24 protein-coding genes and 1 tRNA gene are annotated in these 26,352 nt (G+C 73.6%); 8 read left to right on the forward strand and 17 right to left on the reverse strand.

What is annotated here, in order from left to right; translation table 11 throughout:
* Nucleotides 1-19: 19 nt before the first annotated feature.
* Together ACSU53_RS03160 and galE are read left to right on the forward strand one after the other, a co-directional pair.
* Nucleotides 20-805 carry a GntR family transcriptional regulator gene (locus ACSU53_RS03160; RefSeq protein WP_437024622.1) on the forward strand — a complete coding sequence of 262 codons (786 nt, stop codon included), beginning with the start codon at nt 20-22 and terminating at the stop codon, nt 803-805.
* A gap of 193 nt (nt 806-998) precedes the next feature.
* Complete coding sequence (gene galE, locus ACSU53_RS03165) at nt 999-2,135, forward strand: UDP-glucose 4-epimerase GalE (protein ID WP_437024623.1); 1,137 nt, start codon at nt 999-1,001, stop codon at nt 2,133-2,135.
* A 120-nt stretch (nt 2,136-2,255) separates the two neighbouring features.
* Here galE and ACSU53_RS03170 read toward each other — a convergent pair whose 3' ends face one another.
* The 9 genes from ACSU53_RS03170 to ACSU53_RS03210 form a co-directional block, all read right to left on the reverse strand.
* Nucleotides 2,256-4,061 carry a glycoside hydrolase family 15 protein gene (locus tag ACSU53_RS03170; protein WP_437024624.1) on the reverse strand — a complete coding sequence of 602 codons (1,806 nt, stop codon included), beginning with the start codon at nt 4,059-4,061 and terminating at the stop codon, nt 2,256-2,258.
* 123 nt (nt 4,062-4,184) lie between these two features.
* Nucleotides 4,185-5,156, reverse strand: coding sequence for an NAD-dependent epimerase/dehydratase family protein (locus ACSU53_RS03175; RefSeq protein ID WP_437024625.1), 972 nt, complete (start codon nt 5,154-5,156; stop codon nt 4,185-4,187).
* Nucleotides 5,153-6,493: a nucleotide sugar dehydrogenase gene (locus tag ACSU53_RS03180; RefSeq protein WP_437024626.1), complete on the reverse strand. Its 1,341-nt coding sequence runs from the start codon at nt 6,491-6,493 to the stop codon at nt 5,153-5,155. The genes ACSU53_RS03175 and ACSU53_RS03180 overlap by 4 nt, the downstream gene beginning before the upstream one ends.
* A 35-nt stretch (nt 6,494-6,528) precedes the next feature.
* Nucleotides 6,529-7,467, reverse strand: a complete 939-nt coding sequence (locus ACSU53_RS03185; protein WP_437024627.1) for an endo alpha-1,4 polygalactosaminidase — start codon at nt 7,465-7,467, stop codon at nt 6,529-6,531.
* 6 nt (nt 7,468-7,473) lie between these two features.
* Nucleotides 7,474-8,394, reverse strand: coding sequence for an NAD-dependent epimerase/dehydratase family protein (locus ACSU53_RS03190; RefSeq protein WP_437024628.1), 921 nt, complete (start codon nt 8,392-8,394; stop codon nt 7,474-7,476).
* On the reverse strand, nt 8,394-9,134 hold the full coding sequence (locus tag ACSU53_RS03195) for a nucleotidyltransferase family protein (RefSeq protein ID WP_437024629.1): 741 nt from the start codon (nt 9,132-9,134) through the stop codon (nt 8,394-8,396). Before ACSU53_RS03195 ends, ACSU53_RS03190 begins: the two co-directional genes overlap by 1 nt.
* 30 nt (nt 9,135-9,164) lie before the next feature.
* Nucleotides 9,165-10,571 (reverse strand): hypothetical protein, encoded by a 1,407-nt coding sequence (locus ACSU53_RS03200; RefSeq protein ID WP_437024630.1) that lies wholly within the window; start codon nt 10,569-10,571, stop codon nt 9,165-9,167.
* Nucleotides 10,568-12,187 (reverse strand): GT4 family glycosyltransferase PelF, encoded by a 1,620-nt coding sequence (gene pelF, locus ACSU53_RS03205; RefSeq protein ID WP_437024631.1) that lies wholly within the window; start codon nt 12,185-12,187, stop codon nt 10,568-10,570. Before pelF ends, ACSU53_RS03200 begins: the two co-directional genes overlap by 4 nt.
* Nucleotides 12,184-14,274 carry a hypothetical protein gene (locus ACSU53_RS03210; RefSeq protein ID WP_437024632.1) on the reverse strand — a complete coding sequence of 697 codons (2,091 nt, stop codon included), beginning with the start codon at nt 14,272-14,274 and terminating at the stop codon, nt 12,184-12,186. Before ACSU53_RS03210 ends, pelF begins: the two co-directional genes overlap by 4 nt.
* Before the next feature lie 426 nt (nt 14,275-14,700).
* Between ACSU53_RS03210 and ACSU53_RS03215 the strand changes: the two genes are divergently transcribed.
* Complete coding sequence (locus ACSU53_RS03215) at nt 14,701-15,477, forward strand: TetR/AcrR family transcriptional regulator (protein WP_437024633.1); 777 nt, start codon at nt 14,701-14,703, stop codon at nt 15,475-15,477.
* A gap of 7 nt (nt 15,478-15,484) precedes the next feature.
* On the opposite strand, the gene ACSU53_RS03220 is transcribed toward ACSU53_RS03215, so the two are convergent.
* The 3 genes from ACSU53_RS03220 to ACSU53_RS03230 form a co-directional block, all read right to left on the reverse strand.
* Nucleotides 15,485-16,147, reverse strand: a complete 663-nt coding sequence (locus ACSU53_RS03220; protein WP_437024634.1) for an NUDIX domain-containing protein — start codon at nt 16,145-16,147, stop codon at nt 15,485-15,487.
* Nucleotides 16,148-16,244: 97 nt separating this feature from the next.
* Nucleotides 16,245-16,571, reverse strand: coding sequence for a hypothetical protein (locus ACSU53_RS03225; RefSeq protein ID WP_437024635.1), 327 nt, complete (start codon nt 16,569-16,571; stop codon nt 16,245-16,247).
* A gap of 385 nt (nt 16,572-16,956) precedes the next feature.
* Nucleotides 16,957-17,030 (reverse strand) — tRNA-Pro (locus ACSU53_RS03230).
* Between the two features lie 100 nt (nt 17,031-17,130).
* On the opposite strand from ACSU53_RS03230, the gene ACSU53_RS03235 reads away from it, so the two are divergent.
* Both ACSU53_RS03235 and ACSU53_RS03240 read left to right on the forward strand, forming a co-directional pair.
* Nucleotides 17,131-17,706, forward strand: a complete 576-nt coding sequence (locus ACSU53_RS03235) for a DUF309 domain-containing protein (RefSeq protein WP_437024636.1) — start codon at nt 17,131-17,133, stop codon at nt 17,704-17,706.
* A gap of 202 nt (nt 17,707-17,908) precedes the next feature.
* Nucleotides 17,909-19,303, forward strand: a complete 1,395-nt coding sequence (locus ACSU53_RS03240) for a diacylglycerol/lipid kinase family protein (RefSeq protein WP_437024637.1) — start codon at nt 17,909-17,911, stop codon at nt 19,301-19,303.
* Here the strand turns inward: ACSU53_RS03240 and ACSU53_RS03245 are convergent.
* Entirely contained in the window at nt 19,257-20,030 is a 774-nt protein-coding gene (locus tag ACSU53_RS03245; protein WP_437024638.1) for a sulfite exporter TauE/SafE family protein, read from the reverse strand. The genes ACSU53_RS03240 and ACSU53_RS03245 overlap by 47 nt on opposite strands.
* Nucleotides 20,031-20,227: 197 nt before the next feature.
* Nucleotides 20,228-21,415, reverse strand: a complete 1,188-nt coding sequence (locus ACSU53_RS03250; RefSeq protein ID WP_437024639.1) for a thiolase family protein — start codon at nt 21,413-21,415, stop codon at nt 20,228-20,230.
* Nucleotides 21,416-21,684: 269 nt separating this feature from the next.
* Between ACSU53_RS03250 and ACSU53_RS03255 the strand changes: the two genes are divergently transcribed.
* From ACSU53_RS03255 to ACSU53_RS03265, 3 genes are all read left to right on the forward strand, one after another.
* Complete coding sequence (locus ACSU53_RS03255; RefSeq protein ID WP_437024640.1) at nt 21,685-22,164, forward strand: Dps family protein; 480 nt, start codon at nt 21,685-21,687, stop codon at nt 22,162-22,164.
* A gap of 94 nt (nt 22,165-22,258) precedes the next feature.
* On the forward strand, nt 22,259-22,591 hold the full coding sequence (locus tag ACSU53_RS03260) for a DUF3140 domain-containing protein (RefSeq protein WP_437024641.1): 333 nt from the start codon (nt 22,259-22,261) through the stop codon (nt 22,589-22,591).
* A 106-nt stretch (nt 22,592-22,697) separates the two neighbouring features.
* Nucleotides 22,698-23,225 carry an NUDIX hydrolase family protein gene (locus ACSU53_RS03265; RefSeq protein ID WP_437033000.1) on the forward strand — a complete coding sequence of 176 codons (528 nt, stop codon included), beginning with the start codon at nt 22,698-22,700 and terminating at the stop codon, nt 23,223-23,225.
* A 60-nt stretch (nt 23,226-23,285) separates the two neighbouring features.
* On the opposite strand, the gene ACSU53_RS03270 is transcribed toward ACSU53_RS03265, so the two are convergent.
* The 3 genes from ACSU53_RS03270 to ACSU53_RS03280 form a co-directional block, all read right to left on the reverse strand.
* Complete coding sequence (locus ACSU53_RS03270; RefSeq protein ID WP_437024642.1) at nt 23,286-24,470, reverse strand: ABC transporter ATP-binding protein; 1,185 nt, start codon at nt 24,468-24,470, stop codon at nt 23,286-23,288.
* Between the two features lie 68 nt (nt 24,471-24,538).
* Nucleotides 24,539-25,372, reverse strand: a complete 834-nt coding sequence (locus ACSU53_RS03275; protein WP_437024643.1) for a carbohydrate ABC transporter permease — start codon at nt 25,370-25,372, stop codon at nt 24,539-24,541.
* On the reverse strand, nt 25,372-26,334 hold the full coding sequence (locus tag ACSU53_RS03280; protein WP_437024644.1) for a carbohydrate ABC transporter permease: 963 nt from the start codon (nt 26,332-26,334) through the stop codon (nt 25,372-25,374). Before ACSU53_RS03280 ends, ACSU53_RS03275 begins: the two co-directional genes overlap by 1 nt.
* Nucleotides 26,335-26,352: the final 18 nt, after the last annotated feature.

The raw sequence follows: 26,352 nt of genomic DNA on the forward strand, positions 1-26,352 counted from the left end.
CCACCAGGAAGGTCCGCCCATGGCGAAGACCGGCGATCCCGCACGCGCCGAGGCCGGCTCCGCGCTCAGCTCAGTCGACTTCGCCCTGGACCGGAGCAGTCCGGTGCCGTTGTACCACCAGCTCGCCCAGCAGCTGGAGGGCGCCATCGACCAGGGGGTGCTCGCCCCGGGCAACCTGCTGGGCAACGAGGTCGACCTCTCGGTCCGCCTCGGCCTGTCCCGCCCCACCGTCCGCCAGGCCATCCAGTCCCTCGTCGACAAGGGGCTGCTGGTCCGGCGGCGCGGGGTGGGCACCCAGGTGGTGCACAGCCAGGTCAGACGCCCCCTGGAGCTCAGCAGCCTCTACGACGACATGGAGGCGGCCGGGCAGGGACCGGCGACCCGGGTGGTCAGCAACCTGACGGTGCCCGCCTCCGCGGACGTGGCCGCCGCGCTGGGCCTGACGGAGGGCGCCGAGGTGGTCCACCTGGAGCGCCTGCGCAGCACGCACGGCCAGCCGGTCGCCTTGCTCAGCAACTACCTCCCACCGGACCTGCTGGACCTGGACGACGCCCGGCTGGAGTCGACCGGCCTGTACCGGATGATGCGCGCGGCCGGGATCACCCTGCACAGCGCCCGGCAGACCGTGGGCGCCCGCTCGGCCACGGCGGAGGAGGCCGGCCGCCTGGACGAGCGGCCCGGCGCCGCCCTGCTCACCATGCAGCGCACGGCCTACGACGACACCGGCCGCGCGGTGGAGTTCGGCACCCACATCTACCGGGCCTCGCGGTACACCTTCGACTTCCAGCTGCTGGTCAGGTCCTGAGCTCCGGGCCGGCCGCGGTGCCGCCCCCGTACCGTGGCCAGTTCCGCCGCGCGGCCGGCGTCCGACCCCTGCCCGTCCCGCCCGAGGGGGTGGTCCGGCGTGCCCCGGCTCCCTTGACTCGTCGGCGTCCGTGCAGGACCATCGGACATATACACCGTAAACATATGGTGTCAGCCTCGCTAGGGAACCGCTCATGGCGCGCAACCGGCCGCAGTCCCCCCGAGCGCCCCGTCCCGCCGGCCGTCGCCGGCCGGGGCCGGGCGCCGAGGCAGGCGGCTGGGCCGCGTCGACCGTCCTGGTCACCGGCGGCGCCGGTTTCGTCGGCAGCCTCACGTGCACCGACCTCCTGGACCACGGCTACGAGGTGATCGTGGTCGACGACTACTCCAACAGCACGCCCCGCGTCTTCTCCCGGGTGGAACGCGTCGCCGGGCGCTTCGTCGGCGCGGTCTACCAGCTGGACATCCGCGACCGGCCCGCCCTGTCCGCCGTCTTCGAGCGGCACTCCGTGGACGCCGTCGTGCACTTCGCGTCGCACAAGTCCGAGGACCGCTCCACCCGCACCCCGGTCGGCTACTACGACGCCAATGTCGGCGGCACCACCTCCCTGCTGCGCACCATGCACGAGCACGGGGTGCACCACCTCGTGTACCACTCCTCCTACGCGGTCTACGGCGACGCCGGGCGCGGCCCGCTGGACGAGCGGACGCCGCCGCGTCCCGTCACGCCGTACGCGATGTCGAAGTGGGTGTGCGAACGCATCCTGGAGGACATCTGCCGGCACTGCCCCCAGTGCACCGTGGTGGCGTTGCGGTGCTCCACCCCGGCCGGCGCCCATCCCAGCGGCCTGCTCGGCGAGGACCAGCGCAACGCCCCCGACTCGCTGCTCCCGCGGATGGCGCTGGTGGCCGACGGGCGGCGGCCGAGGCTCGACGTGCGCGGCGACGACCACCCCACCCGTGACGGCACCCTCGTCCGCGACTACCTGCACGTCATGGACGCCGTGGAGGCACACCGGGTGGCTCTCGACCACCTCGTCGACCGGCCCGGCATGACGGTGTACAACCTCGCCCGCAACAGGGGCAGTTCGGTCCACGACGTGATCTCCGCCTTCACCGCGGCGACCGGGCGGCCGGTGCCGTACGACGTGCTGCCCGGCGACCCGGGCGCGGTCCCCGAGCTGGTGGCCGACTCGACCGCGCTGACGCGCGCCTGGGGCTGGCGCCCCGCCCGGGACCTGGCGGACGTCTGCCGCGACACCTGGCACTTCCAGTGCCTGAACCCGCACGGCTACCGGGACCCGGCGCCCCGCACCGGGGAGAACGCGTAGCACGCGGACGCCGCACCGGACGCGGCGGGCGCGGCGTGCGTGACGGGCGCGGCGTTCGCGGCGTGCGTGGCGGCCCGTCCGCGTCCGAGAACCCGGCGCCGCGCGCGGCGGCCCGGCTCCTCAGGTCCGGTGCGCCGCCGCGGCGGGCCGACGGGCCGGGCGGGCGTGGTCCGGGGACAGGGCGAAGGCCGTCTTCACCAGGGCGAGGTGGCTGACCGCCTGCGGGGCGTTGCCGAGCTGGCGGCCGGTGTCGGGGTCCCACTGCTCGGCGAGGAGGCCCACGTCGTTGCGGATGCCGAGGACCCGCTCGAACTCCTCCCGGGCCCGGCGCGGGCGCCCGGTGGCGGCCAGGGCGTCGGCGTACCACAGGGAGCACGACACGAACGTGCCCTCCGGGGCGCCGTCGCCGCCGGGTCCGTAGCGGCGGACGAACCCGCCGTACCGCAGCCGCTCCATCGCCCGCACCGTGCCCCGCACCCGCGGGTCGCCGGGCGGCAGGAAGCCGAGCCGCGGGATGAGCAGGGCGGAGGCGTCCAGGGCGGACGATCCGTAGGACTGCACGAAGGTGTGCCGGGCCGGGTCCCAGCCCTCCCGGCACACCTCCCGGTGCACCTGTGCGCGCATGGCCCGCCAGCCGGCACAGGAGCCGTTGCGGCCGAGCAGCTCGCCCATCCGCAGGGCGCGGTCGGCCGCCAGCCACGCCATCACCTTGGAGTGCACGAACTGCCGCCGCACGCCCCGCAGTTGCCACAGGCCCTGGTCGGGTTCGCGCCAGTGGTCCTGGAGGAACGCCATCAGCGTCTCGACGAGGTGCCACAGGTGCGCGGGGATCGCGATCCCGGCGCGCAGCGAGAGCCACAGCGCGTCGACGACCTCGCCGTACACGTCGAGCTGGAACTGGCCCACCGCGGAGTTGCCGAACCGTACCGGCCGCGACCCCTCGTAGCCGGGCAGCCAGGGCGCCTCGGTCTCCGGCAGCAGCCGCTGCCCCTGGACGCCGTACACGGTCTGCAGGTCGGCGGGGTCTCCGGCGACGGCTCTGACGAGCCAGTCCAGCCAGGCGGTGGCCTCCTCCCGGTAGCCGCTGCGCAGCAGGCAGGACAGGGTGAGGCTGGAGTCCCGCAGCCAGCAGTAGCGGTGGTCCCAGTTCTCCGCGCCGCCGATGCGGTCGGGCAGCGAGGTGGTGGGCGCCGCGACGATGCCGCCGGTGGGGGCGTAGGTGAGGGCCTTGAGGGTGATCAGGGACCGGACGACGGCCTCGCGCCAGGGCCCCCGGTAGCGGCACTGGGCGGCCCAGTCCCGCCAGAAGCCGGTGGTCTGCTCCAGCGCCGCCCCCGCCGGGACGGACAGCGGTTCGGGCGGCACGTCGCGGTGCGAGGGCGACCAGGCCAGCGTCAGGGCGAGGCGGCGGCCGGCCCGCACGGTGAAGTCCAGGACGCCGGCGTCGCCGTGCTCGCCGACCGGCGCGGACGCGTCGGCGTCCAGCCAGACGGCGTCCGGGCCGGCCACCGCGAGGGTGCGGGAGCCCTCCCGGCGGATCCACGGCACGACGCGTCCGTGGTGGAACCTCAGCCGCAGCTCGCTGCGCATGGCGACGCTGCCGGACAGTCCCTCGATCACCCGGACGACACAGGGCCACCGGGTCCGGGGCGGCATGAAGTCGGTGACGCGGACGGCCCCCTGGCCGCTCTCCCAGACGGACTCCAGCACCAGGGTGTCCGGCCGGTAGGCGCGCCGGTTGCAGGCGCCGCGGGCGACGGGCGCCACCCGCCAGAACCCGTGCTCCGGCGTCCCCAGCAGCGCGGCCAGGCAGGCCGGGGAGTCGAAGCGGGGCAGGCACAGCCAGTCGATGGAGCCGTGCCGGCTCACCATCGCGGCCGTCTCCAGGTCGCTGATCAGCGCGTAGTCCTCAATGCGCGGCGTCATGACGGGCACCCCGCGCCGGTGTGCCGTGTGGCGGGTCCGGCGTGCGGCCGTGCGGCCCGGGAAGCGGATGGGGTTCCATGGCCTTCGCCCCCTTCGTGGGCGGGCTGGGCACGGGTGAGCGGCTCACCCGGCCCGTGCGGGCGTCCCGGCACCGCTGCCGGCGTACCAGGCGACGGTGTCCCGCACGCCGTCCTCCAGGGACACGGCGGGCTCGTACCCGGTGAGGGACCGCAGCAGCCGCAGGTCCGGGCAGCGGCGCGCCACGGAGCCCGGCGGGGCCGGGGCGTACGTGATCTCGGGGTCGTGGCCGACGACGCGCAGGATCAGCCCGGTGAGGTCGGCGACGGCGGTCTCCTCGCGGTCGTTGCCGATGTGGACGATCCTGCCGTCGGCGACGCCGGGCACCATCAGCCGGCGGACCGCGTCGACGGCGTCGGCGACGTGGCAGAAGGCCCGGGACTGCTCGGCGCCGTACACCCGGAACGGGTCCTCGCCGCGCAGCGCCCGCAGGGCCACCTCGGGGATGACGTGCGCCTCGCCCATGCGCGGGCCGTAGACGTTGTGGAAGCGGCCGATGACGCAGGGGATGCCGCGGGCGCGTGCGGTGTGCACGACGGCCGCCTCGCCGAGCATCTTGCTCACCCCGTAGGCGAAGCGGGGCGCGGTGACGTCCCGGACGGTCAGGGGGACGTTCTCGGGGGTGGGCACCGGTACCGTGCCGGCGCTGACGCCGCCCGCGTACACCTCGCTGGTGGAGGCGAAGAAGAGGCGTTCGCCGGGCCGGATCCAGTCCAGCGCGTTGAGCACGGCCAGGCTGTTGACGCGGATGACGCGCGCGGGGTCGCGTTCGACGTTGCGCACGCCGACGACGGCGGCGAGCAGGTACACCTGGTCCCACCCGTGCGGGATGTCCCGGTAGTCGGCGGGCACGGTGAGGTCGGCGTGCAGCACCTCGGCGTCGACGGACGCGAGGTCCGTGTCGTCCCGGCCGCGGGAGAAGTCGTCCACCAGGGTCACCCGGTGGCCGTCGGCCAGCAGACTGCGGGCCAGGTGCAGGCCGATGAAGCCCGCGCCGCCCAGGATGAGCGCCTTCATGCCGTCACCACCGGGACCGGGGCGGCCGGGGCCGCCGAGGTGTAGCCGAGACCCTCGTAGCGCACGCCCCGCTCGGTGACGGCGGCCGCGTCGAGGATCCGCCAGGAGTCGAAGACCAGGCGGGCGCGGGAGCCGTCCAGGGCGCGGGCGACGTCGAGGCCGCGGTAGTCGGGGTGGTCGGTGATCACCAGGACGGCGTCGGCGTCGCGGAAGCCGGCGTACACGTCGTCCACGGGTTCGCCGCCGTGGGCGCGGATCACCTCGGCGTCGACCAGCGGGTCGTGGCCGAGCACCCGCACGCCGGCCGCGTCGAAGACCGGCATCATGGCGGCGATCGGGGTGCCCCGCATGTCGTCGGTGGGCGGCCAGCCCTTGTAGGCCCAGCCGAGCACGTACAGCGTGGTGCCGCCGAGCGTGCGCAGGGAGTCGGCCACACGGTGCGCCACGTGCACCGGCAGCTCCTCGTTCAGTTTCCGCGCCGTGCCGATCAACCCGGGCCGGTGGCCCGCGTGTTCACCGGCGAAGGCCATGATGTACGGGTCCTTGGACAGGCAGCCGCCGCCCACGTAGCCGGGTTTGGCGATGTCCGGGCGCGGATAGTCCAGGTTCGTCGCGCGGATCACCTCCAGCGGGTCCAGGCCGAACCGTTCGCTGAGCAGGGCCAGTTCGTTGCCGAAGGCGTAGATCACGTCGGTGTGGCAGTTGTTGGTGAGCTTCACCAGCTCGGCGGCCTCCAGGCTGGACACCGTCAGGACCCGGTCGGCCAGCCCTTCGAAGAGGGCGCGTCCGCGGTGCAGGCTGTCCTCGTCGAGTCCGCCCACGACCTGGGGCAGGCCGGTCAGTTCCCGCAGGGCCCGTCCCTGGATGGTGCGTTCGGGCGCCATGACCAGGCGGGCCCGGCCCCAGGCGTCCAGTAGCCGGGGCAGGACCACGTCGCGGCTCGTCCCGACGGGCACGGTGCTGCGGACGACGACCAGGGTGTCGGGCGTGCAGCGCCGGGCGACGTGTTCGGCGGCCACGGCCAGGTTCTTCAGGTACGGCTCGTGCGTCTGTTCGTCGACGGGGGTCGACACGCACAGGATGGCGGCGTCCACCGGGTCGTCGGGCAGTTCGGGCCCGATGTGGATCCGGGTGCCGGTGTGTTCGGCGAACGTCTCGTCGACACCCGGTTCGTAGACGTGGGGCCGGCCGCGCCCCAGGGACTCCAGGACGGCCGGCTGCACGTCCACCCCGTGGACCTCGAAGCCCTTGCGGGCCAGGGCCGCGGTGAGGGTGAGGCCGACGTAGCCCATCCCGATCACGCCGATCCGGCGGAAGGCCTGCGTCTGCTGCGTCATGGTGTGCTTCTCCTGTCGGTCAGTCGGTCAGTCGGTCAGGGACATGGCGGCGAGACCACGTCCAGGTCGCGGACGGTCACATAGCCGGCGAAGCCCTCCTCGCGGTACCTGCGGCAGGCGTCGGCGATGTTCTCGGGGCGGATGGCGTAGTCGATGGCGATCACGGTCTTGCCCGCCCTGCGCAGGGCCCGCGTCTCGCGCAGGTTGGGGGCGCAGTAGTCCAGGTCGCAGGGGAGGTCGGTGGCCCGGTAGAAGAGCTCCTCGATGCCGATGCCGTCCACGGCGTCGACGTATCCGGGGTGGTGCCGCAGTTCGGGCGCGTTCTGCGGGAAGACCAGGAAGTCCGGTTCGGCGCGCTTGGCGTAGGCGCTGATCCGGCGGATCAGTCCGGCCATCAGCGCGCCGCGTTCCCCGGTGGTCAGGCCCGGCACCCGGTCCTGGGCGATCTCCTCGTAGGCGACCACGGCGTCGAGGTAGACCCCGTCGAATCCGGCGGCGAGCGCCCGGTCCACGCGCGGCCGGACCGCCTCCCGCCACCACCGTTCCTCCCAGTACCGCACGAAGTACTCGCCGGGCCACTCCGCCCACTCCTGGAGGAACAGGCCGGGGTGGCGTTCCCGCAGGCCCGGGTAGTCGGGGCGGAACCATTCCAGGGCGCCGATCTCGAAGTAGGCGAGCACCGTCTTGCCGGACCGCTTGAGCCGGCCGATCTCGTCCGCGGAGAAGTAGGACGCCGACGCGTCCCGCGCCAGGTCGACGACGGCCAGCGGGTGGGCGCTGCGGGCCAGTTCGTCCAGCTTCCCGTCCCGGTACGCCTGCAGCTGGACCACCGCGCCGGTGATGCCGTCGGTGCCGGCGGGGACCGGCGCGCCGACGGGTGCGGGGGTCTGCTTGCCCGTCCCGCCGGAGGCGACGCATCCGGCGAGCACGGCGAGGCAACAGGCCAGCAGCGCTGTCCTCCACGGCGTTCCCACGGCTGTTCAGCCCTCCCAGCAGGCGCGGACCGAGGAGGCGAGGTCGTGCTCCGGCTTCCAGTCCAGGGCGGAGCGGGTCCGCTCCACGTCCGCGGCGATCCAGGGGACGTCCCGGGAGCGGGACGGCGCCGGGGCGGTCTCGGCGACCCGGCCGCGGAAACCGGCGGTCCGGGCGAGCAGCGCGACCGCGTCGCGTGCTCCGACGGCCTCTCCGCTGCCGACGTTGAGCACCGGCTGCGGCACGTGCCGGGCGAGCGCGGCCGCCACGACCGCCGCCGCCACGTCCCGGACGTCGACGAAGTCCCGGTGGGCGTCCAGCGGTCCGAGGGTGATGCGGCCGGCGCCGGTGCGGGCGGCCTCGCGCAGTGCCTGCGCGGCGCGGCCGAGCAGGTTCTCGGGCGGCAGGCCGGGGCCGACCGGGTTGAACACCCGCAGCGCCACGGCGTCCAGGGCGCCCTCCCGGGCGGTCAGTTCGGCCAGCCGGGTGCTCGCCAGCCGCGTCACCCCGTACGCACTGAGCGGGGCCGTCGGGGCGTCCTCGCGGACGGGGACGCCGGGGACGGTCGTGCCGTACTCGGCGGCGGAGCCGAGCACCACCAGCCGGGCGGACGGGGCCGCCACCCGCATGGCCTCCAGCAGCCGGGCGGTGACCAGGACGTTCGCCTCGACCAGCGCGACCGGACCGCCGGACAGGCGGCCGGCGCAGTTGACGACGGCGTCGGGCGCGACCCGGTGCAGCAGCCGCGCCAGGGCGTCGGTGCCGTCCGCGACGAGGTCGTGCCGCAGCCACGTCCGGCAGGGCCCGTCCGGCCGGTCCCGGCGGCTGACGCGCACCAGGGCGCCGACGCGGCGGTCCCGGTCCAGGAGGTCCGCGACCGGGGTGCCGAGGAATCCCGACGCGCCGAACAGCAGGACGGTGGAGGTCATCAGGCGACCACCTTCCGGGTGGTGTCCCGGGCGGCGGGCAGCAGGGTGGACCGCATGCTCGGGAAGGCCAGGTTGGCCCGCTCGTAGTCCTCCGGGCTGCCGATGTCCATCCAGTAGCCGTCGAAGTCGTAGACCAGCGGCCTGTCGTCCCGCGCCAGCAGGTCGAGCACCAGCTGGTCGAAGCCCAGCGGGGTGTTCCTCGGGTAGCGGGCGAGCGCCCGGCCGGAGACCGCGTAGACGCCCATGCTGACGCCGTAGGACAGGGTGGGCTTCTCGGTGAAGGCCACGAGCCGGCCGCCGGCCGTCTCCAGGGTGCCGAACTCGATCTTGACCTGGCGCCGGTAGCCGGCGATGGTCAGCGGCGCGCCCGACGCCCGGTGGACGTTCAGGAGGTCCGCGTAGTCGAGGTCGGTGAGCACGTCGCCGTTCATCACGAGGAAGTGCTCGGGCAGCCGGTCGAGGAAGTTGAACAGCGGGCCGATGGTGGACAGCGGCCGGTCCTCCTCGGCGTAGTCCACCCGCAGGCCCCAGCGGGAACCGTCCCCGACGAAGGCCTTGACCAGCGAGCTGAGATGGCCCACCGCGAGGGTCACGCGGGTGAAGCCCTGGGAGGCGAGCTGCTGGAGGATGATGTCGATGATGGCGTACTCCCCGCCGATCGGCATCAGCGGTTTGGGCAGGGCCGTCGTGTAGGGCCGCAGCCGGACACCGCGTCCTCCGGCGAGTATGGCGACGTGCATGACTTCAGCTCCCTTGCGAGTGGTTCCGGGTCACCGGTAGGGGGCGACCCGTCCGATGTTCAGCCGCAGCGCCGTCAGGAACAGGGCGAGCAGCGCGAGGCAGCCCGCTAGGAACACGGGCACCTCTCCGTACGGTGCGAGACGGGACGACAGTGAGAGCGTGGCGGCGATGTCGAGGACGACCACCGTGCCGACGGCGGTGAGGACCCAGCGGAACTCGCCGTGGTTCACCAGGATGTAGCCGGCGAAGTAGGCGCCGCCGAGCAGCAGGTAGGCGACGAGCAGCACCACCGACCGGGAGGTGAGGATCCCGGCGGCGGCCAGGACGCCCACCAGGAGGGCGCCGAGGACGGCCAGGGCCAGCAGGGCGATGCCCAGTTCCCGCAGCAGCAGCCGCCAGGCGCCGCGGCGGAAGTCGGCGGTCGCCGCGGTGCGGTGCAGCAGGGCGACGGCCCGGGCGTGGAAGCGGTGCGAGCGCCATTCCAGGACGCCCATGCCCAGCACCAGGGGGGCGACCGTGATGGCCAGTTCCAGGGGAGCGGTGATGAACCGGGCGCTGTTGAACATCAGGAACAGCGCGGACAGCATCGCGTAGCCGACGCACGGCAGGGTGCCGGTCAGCGTGGGCCGCAAGGTGTCCGGCCGGGCCTGGCCGGCGGGTTCGCCGCGGGCCCGGGTGGCCCACCAGGCGGCACCGAGGGCCAGGGCGCTGGTGGCGGCTCCGGCGATCAGGGTGGGGGTGGCCCGGTCGGCGTCGAAGCCGAGCAGGATGTAGGTCACGCCCAGGACCGCCGCGGGCAGGGCGATCAGGGCGAGGCGGGCCTCCATGCCGTAGAACAGCAGGGTTCCGGAGGCGAGTTGGTAGCCCACCTGGGCCACGACGAAGGCGACCAGGCCCCTCCCGCCGTCGCCGGTGGTGGCGAGGAGGGCGGCGTCCGCCACGGCCAGGCCCAGCCCCAGCAGGGTGAGCCGCCGCCACAGGCGTGCCGCCGCCCGCGGCCGGCCCTGCCCGAGCAGCCGGTAGGCGGCCACGCTGGTGCCCATGCCCCAGACCCAGCCGAGGGTGGTGGCGAGGAGCATGCCCCGCACCATGGCGGGCCCGCCGAGCGCGACGAGCACCGCCGGGTAGACCAGGCTGGGCACGGCGTAGAGCGGCCCGTGGGCGAGCAGCTTCGCCGCGCGGGGCGTGGGCGGCGCGGTCGCGGCCGGGGCCCGGTGCGGGCGGGCGGGCAGGCGCAGGAACAGCTCGCGCGACAGGTCGAACACGTCCTGCCCGTAGCGGCTTCGGGCCTCCTCGTCGGTCAGGCCGCGCCGTTCGAGCAGGGTGGCGATCTGCAGTTCGTCCACCGCGGACGGCAGGTCGGGTTCCAGGGTGGTGAGCAGCGTCCCGACCGCGTCGGGTCCGTGCGGCGGGCCGGTCCGGTCGACGGAGTTCATGGTGCCGTCACCCTCTCCAGCCCCGCGGCTTCGCGGGCGGGCGCCGACGGGTGCGGCACCAGGTCGTCGTAGAGGGCGCGGTAGCCGTCGTTCCACTGGGCCAGGGTGAACCGTTCCAGCACCCGGGCCCGTGCCGCGTCCCCGAGGCGGCGGCGCAGTCCGGCGTCGCGGAGCAGCCGCACGCACGCCCCGGCGACCGCCTGGTGGTCGCCGGGCGGGACGAGGATCCCGGCGTCGCCGACCGCCTCCGGCACCCCGCCGACCTTCGTGCAGACCTGGGGCCGTGCCGTCGACATCGACTCCACAACGGTGTAGGGGAAGCCCTCGGAGACGCTGGTCAGCGCGGTGAGGTGGCCGGCCTGGTAGGCGTCCACCTGGCGCGGCACCCGGCCCTTGAAGACCGCGGTCCCCGTCAGGCCCAGTTCGTCGATGAGCGCCAGGCAGCTCGCGTGGTAGGCGCGGTGGTCGGCCGAGACGGGGCCGAACATGCGCAGCCTGGCGTCCGGCACCTCGCGGCGCACCAGGGCGAACGCCCTGATCAGCGTGTGCAGGTCCTTCATCGGGTCGACCCGCCCGACGTAGACGACCGTCGGGACGTCGGGTTCGCCGGCGGCCACCGGGTAGTCGGCCGGGTCGATCCCGTTGTACATGGTCCGGATCCGGTCCGGGTCGGCCCCGCCGTAGAGCTGCCACCGGCGGTTGTGCCGGGAGTGCGGTGCCAGCACGTCGGCGCAGTGGTAGGCGGCTTCGGCCAGCGCGCGGTGGAAGCGCAGCATCAGCAGGGCGCCCGGGGACACGTCGCCGCCGAGGGCGTCCTGGTACCGCTCCCTGAGGTACACGCCGTGCTCGGACATCACCAGAGGCGTGCCGTGGGCCCACTTGGCGGCCAGCCCGACCAGGGCGCTGGGGCCGTTCATCGCGAGGTGGCACACGTCGGCGTCGACCGGGGGGTGGGAGAGCGGGCGCAGCGTGTGTTCCATGAGGTCGGCCGCCGTGAAGGCGTCGTGCAGGCCCAGCGGTCCGGCCCCGGCCGCCTCCCGGTCGCCGGCCTCCCGCCAGACGCGGGTCATCCGGTCCAGGGCCTCGTCGCTGGTCAGTGCCGCGCGCAGGTCGCCGGTGCGGGCGTGGTCGTGGAGGGCGCGCAGGGCGGGCACGAAGGACCCGGCCGCCCGGCGGGCGGCGGTGTCGTGCTCGGGGGGCCGTGCCAGGGTCCGCAGGATCCGCTCGTGGGCCTCGGTGAACGCCTGCGACGGCCGGGCCCGCCGGGCGCGCCGGGAACGCCGGGGCGGTGCGCCCCACAGCGGTATGCCGACGACCCCGGCGAGGTTGCCGGGGGCGGGCCAGACCACCGGCTCGGTGCCGTCGACGGTGAGCGCGACGACGGTGAACGCGTGCTCGGGCATGCCGCGGATGATCTGGTCGCACCAGAGGCTGACCCCGCCCGGGTGGAAGGGGTAGGCGCCCTCGGACACCAGCAGCACGCGCAGCGGCCTGCGGACGGCGGCCGGCACCACGTCGTGACCCGGCGCGCCGGGCCGCGGGGGGCCGCCGGCCCGCACGCCGGGGCCGGTGGCGGGCGGCTGCCCGCCGGTGCGCAGGTCCACCCGGCCGGTCATCGCGGCCTCGCCGTCAGGGTCACGGTCTCTCCCTCGGTCAGACCGAGCCGGGACACGGCGTCGGAGCCGTAGCGCTCCGCCTCGTCCGGCCCGTCCCGGTCGGCGTCGGTCGCCGGCCTGGTCTCGACGCCGGTGACGAACAGGGACCCGTCGCCGCTCGGGGTGTAGGTGACGGCGCCGGTGACCCGGTTCCACACCGCGTCCTCGTCGTGGTCGAGTTCGGCGAAGTGCCGCGTCCGGTCGTCGACGTAGGCCGCGAGGGTGACCCAGTCGACGTTCCGCAGCGGCACGTCGTAGTAGCGGCTGTACCGGGCGAGCAGGGCGTCGAGCCAGTCGAAGGTGAGGCTGTGGCCGGGCTCGTAGGCGTGCGCGTTGCCCTGGTGCAGGGTGTGGCTGTAGACCGAGCCGCTCATCAGGTGGGCCAGGGCGAGGTCCGCCTCCTGGCCGATGGTGCGGCGGTACGCGGCGCGGACGGACGGGCTGTCCTCCGGCACCGTGGCGGCGTCGCGGTACAGCGCCACCTGTTCGGCCGGATCGGTCGCCTGGAAGGCCACCATGGTCGGCCAGTCCGGCACCACCATCACGTCGCGCTGCAACGGATGGCGGATGCCGCAGTTGAAGCAGGAGGGCCGGTGGCTCGGGAAGCCGAGGTTGCCGTGCACGTAGTCGACGCCGAGGTCGGAGGCCGCGCGGAGCAGGTCCTTGTTGGACGCCTCCAGGCCGTGGTCGACCGGGGGGTCGAGGGTGTCCGGCCGGTCGGCGTAGACGCCCAGCCCCGAGTACTCGGGGGTCTTGAGCACCGTCGTCGGCACCGGCAGGCCGACCTCCGCCGCGCGCGCGAGGTTGTCGTTGATCTCGTCGTAGTCGCGCTCGTACGGCGTGGTGTTCATCTGGGGGTGGGTCAGGGTGTGGTTGATCCACCGGAACTCGTCCTTGAGGCACAGGCTGTAGCTGGTCAGGCCGTCCGGCGAGCCGTCCGGGTCGCAGGTCGCGGGCGCGTCGGGGTGGAGCAGGCTGCCGTTGTAGGCGAGGTTGAGCCGGAAGTCCCCGGCCAGGGGGTACCGCTCGCGGAAGGCCCGCTGCTCCCGGCTCAGCGCCAGCGCCTCGGGCCCGGTGACCCGGTAGCCCGGGACCGGCCCGGTCTCCGGGGTCGGGCCGCGCTGCGTGGTGAGGAACCAGTCGTCGACGTCGACGTTGAGCCAGTGCCGCTGCTCGCCGAGGAAGACGCCCCGGGTGGCCCAGCGGACCAGGCCGAAGCCGAGCAGCTTGCTCATCATGTCGTCCGGGCCGACGGAGAAGCCCACGTCCAGTTCCTCCCGGCCCCCGTCCGGGTCGACGTGGCCGACCACCGACGAGCCGAGCGTCAGCAGGGGCTCGGCGCGGCATCCGGCCTCCGGCCGGGAGCGGTACACGTAGCTCTCCGACAGGGGGAGCTTCGCTCCGGGGGCGAGGTAGTCGAAGATCTGCCGTCCCTCGGCCGTCAGCCGGACGTCGACGGGCCGTTCGCCCACGGGTTCGCCGGACCCGGCCCGCAGGCACGGCACGCCGTCCGGGGAGGCGTCCAGCGACACCTGCCGCACCCGGTAGGTGCGTTCGTACTGCCACAGCCGGTCCCATTCGGCCTGGCTGACGCCGCTCGACGAACCGGAGGCGTCGGTCAGGGTGCCGTTGCTCAGGAGGATCGCGTTGTACTTGCCCGTGCCGTCGTCGCGCACCAGGGCGTCCCGGTCGATCGGGTCGTCGCGGGTCAGCAGGACGTCGTAGGGGGTGCCGATCCGGTCCAGCACGGAACGCCAGGCCGCCAGGCCGAAGTCCTTCTCGTCCGTGGCGACGACCAGCTGCCGCAGCGCGACCTGCTCCCCCGGGCGCGCGGGCCGGTCGGCGGGAGCCTCACCGCGGACCGGCACCAGCTGCTTGGCCGGGACGGTCGGCTGCGGCGGAACGGCGTTCTCCGCCAGGGCGGCCTGGCGGCCGGTTCCCGGGGGCGCCACACCGAGGGTGATGAGCAGCGGGATGATCCCCACGACCGCCAGGGCGAGGAGAACCAGCGGGCCGCGTGGCGTGAGGGTCTGTGCGGTCGGCCTCATCGGACATCCCGTGCGTCGTGGGCGTGAAGCCCGTCACCGGTGCCGAAAGTACGTAAACTTACGACGTATACGGACACCAGATTGCACCCATATGTCCGAATGGTCAAGACGCGCGGGTCGCCGCGTTCCCGCTGGCCGGACCGCCGGAACCGGATCCGGCATCCAGCCGCCCGGCGGACGGCGGCGGCCCCGGCCGCAGCACCCGCGAACGGAACCGCGGCCGGGGCCTCGGTGAAGGACCGGACACGATATTTACGATGTACACGTACAGTGTTGACCCGGAAGGGCGTACGTTCAAGCGCGTCCCCGGAGCCAGGAGGCCCCGCCCGTGTTTACCTCGTATACGCGGCGCGTCCGGGACTCCGGGTGCGCTGCGGCGGTGCGGTGGCGCGACAGGGCGGCCGCGCGGTGAGGAGGAGAGGCGGCATGGCGAACAGCTCGGGTACCGGCCCCGCACGGCGCGCCAGCGACCGGGGGCGCTACGGCAGACTCAGCCGGGAGCGGGTGCTGGCCGCGGCCCTCGCCCTGGTGGACGAGGAGGGGCTCTCGGCGCTGAGCATGCGCCGCCTGGGCGCGGAGCTGGGCGTGGAGGCCATGGCGCTGTACCGGTACGCGGCGAGCAAGGACGCCCTGCTGGACGGCCTGGTGGAAGCGCTGTACCTGGAGCTGGAGGAGCGCCTGGACTCCGCACCGGCCCCCGGCACGGAGGGCGTGGGGCAGGAAGCGGGCGGCTCCGGGGCCGCGAGGCCGGCGTCCGGCGAACCGGCGGCGGACGGCGCGGCGGTCCGGGAACGGCTGCACCGGATCGCGAGGGCGACCTACGACGTCTGCCTCGACCACCCCCGCGCCGTGCCGCTGCTCGCCACCCGGATGCTCGCGGTCCCGCTGGCCCGCAGGCCGCTCGCCGTCCTGCGCAACCACGAACGGGTCCTCGCCCTGCTGCGCGGGTCCGGCCTCGACGAGACGCGCGCGGCCGTGGTCTTCCGGGCCTTCACCGCCTGGCTCCTGGGCTACGTGTCCGTGGAGGTGCAGCCCGTGGTCGACGCGCCGGACGAGCCCGACCCGGCGTTCCGGCTCGGCCTGCACCGCATGCCGGCCCAGGAGTTGCCGCGGCTGCGGGAGACCGCCCCCGCGCTGGCGGAGCGGGGCGGACCGGAGGGGCTCGCGGCCGGGCTGGACGCGCTGCTGGACCGCTTCGCCTGACGCGGGGTCAGCGCGCGAACGGACCGTCCAGGGCCGCCCATTGCAGCAGCATGATGGTCTTCGCGTCGTTGATCTCCCCGGTCCGGATCATCTCCAGGGCCCGGCGGAAAGGCAGTTCGAGGATCTCGATGTCCTCTCCCTCCTCTCCGAGGCCGCCGCCCGCGTGCGTGCGCGTGGCGGAGCCGTAGACGGCCGCGTAGAAACTGACGCGTTCGGTGACCGATCCGGGGCTCATGTAGACGTCGAAGACGTGCCGGACGGCGCCGATGGTGTGCCCGGTCTCCTCCACCACTTCCCGCCGCACGGCGAGCTCCGGGTGCTCGTCCTCGTCGTCGAGCAGGCCGCCCGGGGTCTCGATGAGCATCCCGTCGGGGTGGCCGTTGACGTACACCGGGAAGCGGAACTGGCGGGTCAGCAGCACGGTTTCGCGCTCCGGGTCGTACAGCAGCATCGTCGCGCCGTTGCCGCGGTCGTGCGTCTCGCGTTCCTGGGTGGTCCACGTCCCGTCGGCGTGCCGGAAGTCGAAGGTGGTGGTCCGCTCGACGTACCAGTGGCTGGACAGCAGCCGCACGTCCCGCACCTTCACCCGCGGGTTGCCGGTGAGGTCCCGGCCGGTGCGGTCGAGCCCGGTGCGCCCCCGGCGGTCGGGGGTGTCGATCCCGGCGGTCACCGGGGACCGCCCGGGCGGACGAGGTGGACGGGGGCGGGAGGACACAGCGGCACGGTGGTCATGCTCGCTTCTACCAGACCGGGGCGGGAGCGTGCGGTCAGTAGGACTTCGTGCGGTCGAACTCGGTGACCGTGAGGATCACGTCCGCGTCCTTGAGGGTCGTGAACATCTCGCCGGTCGTGGTCTGTCCCGGCTGTACGTCGGTCACGAACTCCGTGGAATTGGCGACCCGGGTACCGTTCGCGTCCACCGCTTCCCATTCCCAGGTGTAGTTGGACTTCTCGGTGCTGTTGTTCTTGATCGTCCACGTCACCCAGATGTCGGTGATCCCGCTCTGCGAACGGTCGTCGATTCCGAAGTCGACCAGGTCGTCGCGTTCGCTCTTCTCCTCGCGGCCGCCCTGGGGACTTTCCCCCTGATCCACCTGCTTCTGGGGGGTTCCCGTCGTCCGTGCGGGCTCGGAACTCGCCCCGCTGCCGCCGCCGTCGTCCAAAGAGCTGCACCCCGCGAACACCGGGGCAGCGGCGAGGAGGACGACGGAGAGAAGTGTTCCGGAAAGCCTGCGCCGCATGGCTGCTCCCTCCGTCAGGGAAAAGGAACCTGCGCACCGGGCACCACAGGAAACAGACATCACGGAAATCTGGGGTGAGCACGCCGGATCTTCCGTTGCGGGCCCGTTCAGGCGATGACCATCAGAGTAACCCCGGCCCCCGCGCACCGCTCGCGGAGACGGACCGCATGCCGAGAGGGCCGCGCTCCATCTCGCGATGGCGCACAGCCCTCTCGGGGGCGATGAGCCCCATGTACCGTCGGGACGACAGGATTTGAACCTGCGACCCCTTGACCCCCAGTCAAGTGCGCTACCAAGCTGCGCCACGTCCCGGTGCGCGATCCTGTGGCCCTGCCACGTGATCGCGCCGACAGCACTTTACCCCACACCCGGCACCGGACCGAAGACGGCACCGGCGCGGGACAATGGCCGCATGGGCACCATGGACGGAACGGGCAGGGAGATCGGCACGGACGGCGCGGCGACCGGCCGGACGGACACCGCGCGGGACCGCGACAGCGAGGGACGGGCGCGCAACGCGCGGCCGCGGGACGGGCTCGGACGCCCCCTGCCGTACGGCACCGAGGGGGTGCCGCGGCAGCCGGAGGGCATCGTGCGGCCGCCGGCGCAGAGTGTCGCCGAGGCCCAGCGGCTGCTGGACGAGGGCAAGCCCTTCCACGCGCACGAGGTGTTCGAGGACGCCTGGAAGTCGGGCCCGGACGAGGAGCGCGAGCTGTGGCGCGGGCTCGCCCAGCTCGCCGTGGGCCTGACCCACGCGGCCCGCGGCAACCGCACCGGCGGCGCCCGGCTGCTGCGACGCGGCGCCGGCGCGGTGGAGGAGTGGGCGGCGGGACCGGGCGGCGGTCCCCGCCCCCATGGGCTGGACCTGGCCGGTGTGACCGCCTGGGCCCGCGAGCTGGCCACGGAGGTGGAGGGTGACTCCGGCTGTGAGTCCGGCGAGCCGGTCGATCCGCGGGCACGGGCACCCCGGCTGCGCGGCGCCGCCTGACCGGTGCACCGTGCTCCGGGACGGTCCGCGGACGGCACGGCCCCGACACCGGCGGGGTGACGACCGCGCTCCGGTCCGCCCACGCCTGCGTGCCGCGGCCGGCTGCGCGTCGCCCCCGGCCTCCGGCGTGACGGCCGGCACCCGTGGATGCCGCCGCGCCACTCCCACAGACCCTACGATGACGCGGTCGAGTGGAGGAGAGATGGCCGTGGACCTCAGCAGGCGGGCCTACCGTGCCCAGCGGTGGGCCGCGCGCGCCGCACTGGCCGCGGCCACGTCCGCCGTGCTGGTCCCGCTGCTCGACGGCGGGCTGCGCGGCCTGCTGCTGCTCCTGTGCGGCGCCGCGGCCCTGGCGGTGAGCGCGGCGGCGATCTGGTGGACGCTGACGCTGCGCGGCCCGTTGCGCTGGATGGCCGCGCTGGTGGCGGTCGGCGTCCCGGTGGCGGTGCTCGTCCTGTTCGCGGTCACCCTGTTCTGGTCGCTGCCGGTGTCGCTGGCCCTGTGGGGCCTGGCCGTGTGGAGCGGCCGGTACGCGCTGCGGGGCACCGCGGACGGCCGGCAGCCCCGGCGGGAGCGGGAACGCCGGACCCCGCCGCCCCGGCAGCCGGTGCTGATCATGAATCCCCGCTCGGGGGGCGGCAAGGTGGACCGCTTCGGGCTGCGGGAGAAGGCCGAGCGGCTGGGGGCGCGGGTGATCCTGCTCGACCCGGACCGGCCGGTGGACGTCACCGAGCTGGCCCGGCGCGCCGTGGCCGACGGCGCGGACCTGCTGGGGGCCGCCGGGGGCGACGGGACGCAGGCCCTGGTGGCCGCCGTCGCGGCGGAGCACGGCCTGCCGTTCCTGGTGATCAGCGCGGGCACCCGCAACCACTTCGCGCTGGACCTCGGGCTGGACCGCGACGACCCGGCCTCCTGTCTGGACGCGCTGACGGACGGGGTGGAGATCCGGGTGGACCTCGGGTTCGCCGGGGACCGGCCGTTCGTGAACAACGCCTCGTTCGGCGCCTACGCGGCGATCGTGCAGAGCCCCGCCTACCGCGAGGACAAGATCGGCACCAGCCTGGAGCTGCTGCCCGACCTGCTCACCGGCCAGCAGGGCCCGCGGCTGGTGGCCCGGGCCGGTGACACGACGATCACCGCGCCCCAGGCCGTGCTGATCAGCAACAACCCGTACCGCACCGACGACCCCTTCGGACTCGGCCGCCGCGACCGGATCGACACCGGGGTGCTCGGGGTGCTCGGGGTGAAGGTGGAGGGCGCGGTGGACGCCGCGGCCCTGCTGCTCGGGCCGGAGCCGAGCGGCCTCACCATCCTCACCGCCCGGGAGGCGGTCGTCGAGGCGGACCGCGACGAGGTCGAGGCCGGGGTCGACGGGGAGGCGCTGGTGCTGCCGGCCCCGGTGCGCTGCCGCATCGCGCCGGGCGCGCTGCGGGTCCGGGTGCCGCGCAAGCGGCCCGGGGTGGCGCAGGCACCGCCGCGCCTGGACTGGCGGCGGCTGCGCAAGCTGGCGGCGACCGTCGGCCGCACCGCGGCACCGAGCCGGTTCCGTCCTAGCGCAGAAGCAACTGCAGTGCTCCCACCACAGTTGCCACGATGACGATCTGCTCGAACAGGCGCTGGTTGATCCGGTCCACGGCCCACTTGCCGAGGAGGGCCCCGGGCACCACGAACAGCACCAGCGCCGCGTCGAGCAGCAGGGAGTCGGCGTCGATCAGGCCCAGGCCGGCGCTGAACGGCACCTTGGCGACGTTGACGATGAGGAAGAAGAACGCCGAGGTGCCGAGGAAGCCCAGCTTGCGGAAGCCCGCGGAGAGCAGGTAGAGCGACATCACCGGGCCGCCCGCGTTGGCGACCATGGTGGTGAACCCGCCGAGCACCCCGTAGGAGCGGGCTTTGACGCGGCCGGCCCGGGTGGTGACCGGGGGCGGTTCGTCCTCCGCCGCCGCCTTCCGCCGCCGGACGACGGTGATCGCGGTCATCAGCAGCAGGATCGCCCCGATGGACGTCCGGACGATCGTGTCGTCCGCCCACATCAGGAAGACGGTGCCGACGACGACGCCCACCGCGACGGCCGGGAACAGCCGCCACAGGGTGGGCCAGTGGGCGTGCCGGCGGTAGACCAGGACGGCGATCACGTCCCCGGCGATCAGGATGGGCAGCAGGACGCCGGTGGAGGCGCGGGCGGGCCGCACCGCGGCGAACACCGCCAGGCTGACCGTGTTGGCGCCGCTCACGGCGGTCTTGGAGAAGCCGACGAGCAGCGCGGCGAAGGCGAGCGCGGCGAACTCCCAGCCGGTGAGGTGCCAGAGCGTCATCGTGTTCATCAGGGAACCGATGCTATGTCCGGACAAGGCCCGGCCGGCCGCGGGGGCGCTCCGGGGCGCCGCCCGCCCGAGACACCGGGCCCGGGGCGGCGGGGCGCCGGCCCTCCGGCGGCCGGGGGGTCCAGGCCCTGTCGTCACATTCCCGTCTGCCGTGCGCCGCCCTGCGGGCGGACGACGGGAATGTGACGACAGGACCTCTAGTGCCGCTCCACCAGCAGCGCGCTGCCCTGTCCCACGCCGACGCACATGGTCGCCAGCCCGCGTTCCGCGCCGGTGCGCCGCATGCGGTGGAGCAGCGTGGTCAGGATGCGGGCACCGGAGCAGCCCAGGGGGTGGCCGAGGGCGATGGCGCCGCCGCTGGGGTTGACCAGGTCCTCGTCGATGCCGAGCTGGTCCACGCAGGCCAGCACCTGCGCCGCGAAGGCCTCGTTGAACTCGGCCTCCTGGAGGTCCTCGACGGTCCAGTCCGCGCGGGCCAGCACCTTGCGGGTGGCGGGGACCGGGCCGAGGCCCATGACGTCCGGGTGGACGCCCGCCGACGCCCCGGCGACGTAGCGGCCCAGCGACTCCAGGCCGAGCTCGTTGAGTGCCTCCTCGCTGACGAGGAGCAGTCCGGCGGCACCGTCGTTCATCGGGGAGGCGTTGCCGGCGGTGACGGAGCCGCCGGCGCGGAAGACCGGCTTCAGCCGGGCCAGCTTCTCCAGCGAGGTGTCCTCGCGGACGCACTCGTCGGTGTCGACGACCACGCCGTCCGGACGGCGCACCGGCAGCAGTTCGTCGTCGAAGTGGCCGTTCTTGCGGGCGTCGGCGGCCCGCTGGTGGCTGCGCAGGGCGAACGCGTCCTGGCGTTCGCGGGTGACGCCGTGCCGCTCGGCGACCTCCTCGGCGGTCTCCCCCATGGACAGCAGGCCGTGCAGCTCCTTCATCGCGGGGTTGACCAGCCGCCAGCCGAGGCGGGTGTCGACGGTCTCGATGCGGTGCGGGAGCGCCTCGTCGGGGCGGGGCAGGACGAAGGGGGCACGGCTCATCGACTCGGAGCCGCCCGCGACGACGATGTCGGCCTCGCCGGCCGCGATGGTGCGGGCGGCGGTGGTGACCGCCTCGAGGCCGGAGGCGCACAGCCGGTTGACGGTGGCGCCGGGGACGGACTCGGGGAGCCCGGCGAGCAGCGCGGCCATGCGGGCGACGTTGCGGTTGTCCTCACCGGCCTGGTTCGCGGCACCCCAGTAGACGTCGTCCACGCGCGCCGGGTCCAGCGCCGGCACGTCGGTGACCAGGCCGCGGATGACGGCCGCGGCCAGGTCGTCGGGCCGCACCGTGGAGAGGGCTCCGCGGAGCCGGCCGATGGGGGTGCGGCGGGCGGCCGCGAAGTGGACGGGACGCACGAGAGAACTCCTGTCCGGACGCCGGCCCCTGCCGGGTCACCGGCGGCCTCTGGGATGGGCACCGCTGATTAGCACCGCTAGTTTCGGGACTATAGACCGCCGCGCGGTCCGCTGGGAAGCAGAACCGGCGGGTCCGCGGGGACCTTGACGAGGGCGTTTGCCGCAGGGCGGCCGGGGCACCCGCGCGTCTGGGGAAGCGGCCCGGAGCGCCCCCGCGCCCCGCGCCTCCCCCTCCGTGACACGACGAACCCGAGAAGGAGCAGTCACCCATGACCGTTGTGAAGAGCCCCCTGCCCGACGACGCCCGCAAGACCGCCGGCGAGGCGCTCCAGGACACGCTGGTGGATCTTCTCGGCCTGTCGCTGATCGCCAAGCAGGCGCACTGGAACGTCGTGGGCCCGCGGTTCCGCTCGGTCCACCTCCAGCTGGACGAGGTCGTCTCGGCCACGCGCGGCCACGCCGACACGGTCGCGGAGCGGGCCGCCGCCCTGGGGATCTCCCCGGACGGCCGCCCGGAGACGGTCGCCAAGACCTTCTCGCTGCCGGCCCCGCAGGAGGGCTGGCTGCGCGACACGGAGGCCGTGCGGGTTCTGACCGAAGCGCTGGGCGCGGCGGTCGAGCGGCTGCGCGGGCGCATCGAGGCGACGGAGACGGCGGACCCGGTCACCCAGGACCTGCTGATCGCCATCACGGCGGAGCTGGAGAAGCAGCGCTGGATGTTCGAGGCGGAGAACTACCCCGAGTCCTGACCGCGCCTTTGCCGCGCCCGGCGCGGCACCCGAGCACGGCGGCCCCGGCGCCCGCCGGATCCGGCCGCACCCGACGTACGCAAGAGGCCACACGATGACGGATCCCCTCGAACTCGACGCGCTGTGGGAGGACTTCCACCGTGCGGTGAACATGACCTCCGCGGAACTCTCGGCCTGGCTGCGGGTCCGCGACGCCGAGGAGGAGAGCGAACCGCTGCCCGAGCAGGCGGGCACCGCCACCGGGCAGCACGTCCTCGCCATCCTGCAGAAGCGCCGCACCGACCTCACCGAGGACGACCTGCGGGTGATGAGCGAGGTGGTGGAGGCCGTCGGCGCGCAGACCGACCTGGAGAACGAGCCCGCGGCCGGTGACACCCGCAGGCGGCACCGGCTGATGACGCTGGGGCACGACCCGCTCAAGGGATGAGCGGCGGACGGCCGGACGGGCCGCGGGCGTGGCCGCGGCCGGAGCCGTCCGGTGCGGCTCCTCCCCCCGCCCGCACGGTTGAAAGTATGATCAAGCAATGTCAGACATGACCGAGACCACGCCCGGCTGGCTCTCCACGGACGACCTGGAGATGGCCCGCGCCCGCATGCCGATCCTGTACGTCGAGGCCGTTCCCGTGCGGGTCGACGACAGCGGCGAAGTCACCAGCGTCGGCCTGCTGCTGCGCATCGGACCCGACGGAACGGTCAGCCGGACGCTGGTCTCCGGCCGGGTGCTGCACCACGAGCGGGTCCGTGACGCGCTGCTGCGCCATCTGGAGAAGGACCTCGGGGCGGTGGCGCTCCCCCGCGTCCCGGCGTCGCTGCAGCCGTTCACGGTCGCGGAGTACTTCCCGACGCACGGCATCACGCCGTACCACGACCCCCGGCAGCACGCGGTGTCGCTGGCCTACATCGTGCCGGTGGCGGGTGACTGCCGGCCCCGTCAGGACGCGCTGGACCTGGTGTGGTTCAGTCCGCAGGAGGCGTTGTCCGCGGCGGTCCAGAGCGAGATGCCGGGCGGCCACGGGGTCCTGCTGAAGCAGGCACTGGCCCACGCGGGCTGTGTGATCTGACCGGCCGTCCGGTCCCGTGTCCGGGCCGCGTCCCTGCGGCCCGGACACGGGACCGGCGGGTCAGTCGTCCGCCTGCGGGTGGGTGAGGTTCCTGCCCGTCGACGGGTCGAAGACATGGACCTTGCTCATGTCGACCCGCAGCCGCACCGGTTCGTCCTCGCGTGCGCGGGTCGCCGCGTCCAGCCGTGCCACGATCTGCTGGGCGTCTGTGGCGCCGGTCTCCCCCCGGCCCGAGTCGGTGGCCAGTTCCTCCAGTTCGGCGGTGCTCGCCGGCCCTCCCTCGGCGCTGAAGTAGACGTAGGCGTCGGAACCGAGCGACTCCAGCACGTCCACGGTGACGGTGATCTCGGCGCCCCCGTCCTCCCGGGCCAGTTCGGCGTCCTCGAAGGCCTCGGGGCGCAGCCCGATGATGACGTCGCGGGGGGCGTTGTGCCGCTCCAGCGCCTGCCGGGTGCGGTCGTCCAGGGGCAGGTCGCCGAACGGCGAGCGCAGCCCGCCCCCTTCCAGGGTGGCGTTGAGGAAGTTCATCGCCGGTGAGCCGATGAAGCCGGCCACGAACAGGTTCCGCGGCATGGTGTACAGCTCGGCGGGCGAGCCCACCTGCTGCACCAGCCCCTGCCGCATGACCACCACCCGGTCGCCGAGGGTCATGGCCTCCACCTGGTCGTGGGTGACGTACACGGTGGTGGTGCCCAGACGGCGCTGGATCCGGGAGATCTGGGTGCGCATCTGCACGCGCAGCTTGGCGTCGAGGTTGGACAGCGGCTCGTCCATCAGGAACGCCTTGGGGTCGCGGACGATGGCCCGGCCCATGGCGACCCGCTGGCGCTGCCCGCCGGAGAGGTTGGCGGGCTTGCGCTCCAGGTACTCGGTGAGGTCCAGGACCCGGGCCGCCTCCTCGACCTTGGAGTCGATGGTCTCCTTGTCGACCTTGGCGAGCCGCAGCGGGAAGCCCATGTTCTCGCGCACGCTCATGTGCGGGTACAGGGCGTAGCTCTGGAACACCATGGCGACGTCCCGCTCCTTGGGCGCGAGGTCGTTGACGACCTTACCCCCGATGCGCAGGGTTCCCTCGGTGATGTCCTCCAGCCCGGCGATCATGTTGAGGGTGGTGGACTTGCCGCATCCGGACGGGCCGACGAGGATCACGAACTCGCCGTCGGCGATGGCGAGGTCCACGTCCCGCACGGCGACGGACCCGTCGGGAAAACGCTTGGTGACGCCCTCGAGGACGATCTCGGCCATGGGTGGTTCCTCCTTGCCTCAGGCCTGCCGGGTCCGGCCGCGGCGCGGGCGGCGCGGTGCGTCCGCGCTCATCCCTTGACCGCCCCGGAGGTCAGTCCGGCGACGATGCGCCGCTGGAAGAGCAGGACGAAAATGATGATCGGGACGGTGATCACCACGGCTGCGGCGGCGATCGACCCGGTGGGCTGCTGGAACTGGGAGCTGCCGGTGAAGAACGCGATGGCGGCGGGCACCGTCCGCGCCGACTCCGTGGAGGTCAGCGAGATCGCGAACAGGAAGTCGTTCCAGCAGAAGATGAAGACGAGGATGGCGGTGGTGAACACGCCGGGTGCGGCGAGCGGGACGATGACCATCCGGAAGGCCTGCGCGGGGGTCGCCCCGTCGACCTTGGCGGCCTTCTCCAGGTCCCAGGGGATCTCCCGGAAGAACGCCGACAGGGTGTAGATCGCCAGCGGCAGTGAGAAGGTCATGTACGGCACGATCAGGCCGGGCCAGGTGTCGAAGATGCCGATGATCCGCTCGATGTTGAACAGCGGCGACACCAGCGAGATCGGCGGGAACATCGCGATCAGCAGCGACATCCCGATGAGCAGGCGCTTGCCGGGGAACCGCAGCCGGGCGACCGCGTAGGCCGCCATGGTTCCCAGCGCCACCGCGATCGCGGTGGAGATCAGGGCGATGCCGATGGAGTTGATCAGCGCCCGGGTGAACTCGGAGGTCGCGAAGATCCCCTTGTAGTTCTCCCAGGTCCAGTCCGTGGGGATGTAGTTGCCGTCGGTGAGGGTGCTGGGGTCCTTGAACGACAGTGCGGCGATCCACCACACCGGGAACAGGGCGTAGAGCACCACCACGATGTTGATGACGCCCCATCGGGTCGCGTGCGTGCTGCCTGCGGCGGCCATCAGCGCTTCACCTCCGCGCCGGGTGCGGCGGCACCGAACAGTTTGACGAAGGTGAAGGCGATGATCCCGACGCAGATGAAGATCAGGACCGAGATCGCCGACCCGATGCCGAGGTTCAGCGCCGTGAACAGGTTGTGGTAGCCGAGGATCGACACCGAGCCGGTGCCCTGGGCGCCCGAGGTCAGGATGTAGATGTTGTCGAAGATCCGGAACGCGTCCAGGGTGCGGAACAGCAGCGCGACGAGGATGGCCGGCTTCATCAGCGGCAGCACCACCCGGACGAACCGCTGCCAGGCGCTCGCACCGTCCACCATGGCCGCCTTCAGGGTCTCCTCGGGGACCAGGGCGAGGCCGGCGAGCAGCAGCAGGGCCATGAACGGGGTGGTCTTCCACACCTCGGCGAGGATGATCAGCCAGAGCGCCGGCCACTGCTCGGTGAGCGGGGCGTCCCCGGCGGGCAGCAGTTCGGCGAGGTAGCCGAGGTTGGGTGTCCAGGCGTACTGCCAGGAGAACGCGGCGACGACGGTGACGATGCCGTAGGGGATGAGCACCGCGGTGCGCACCGTGCCGCGCCAGAAGAGGGTGCGGTGCATGACCAGGGCGAGACCCATGCCCAGCACGAGTTCGATGGTGACGGACACCGCGGTGATGAACAGGGTGACCCAGAACGCCTCCCACCAGTACGGGGAGGACAGGACCGCCCCGTAGTTGCTCAGGCCCACGAATTCGGCCTGGGCGGGGAAGCGCAGGTCGTAGCGCTGGAGGGACAGGTAGATGGCGTACCCGATGGGGTAGGCGGTCACCGCGATCATCACGACGACGGCGGGCGCGCACAGCAGCCAGCCCAGCCGTCTCTCCTGCCGGGCGCCGGCCGAGAGGGCCGCCTTGCCCTTGTCGTCCGGTGCGGTCCTGGTGCCGCCGGCGGGCGGCGGGGCCCCGTCCGGGCCGGCCATGGTGCTCATGCGGAACCACCCGGCCGG

It is taken from the genome of Streptomyces sp. enrichment culture (genome assembly GCF_964273255.1).
In the GTDB taxonomy this organism is placed as follows: Bacteria; Actinomycetota; Actinomycetes; order Streptomycetales; family Streptomycetaceae; genus Streptomyces.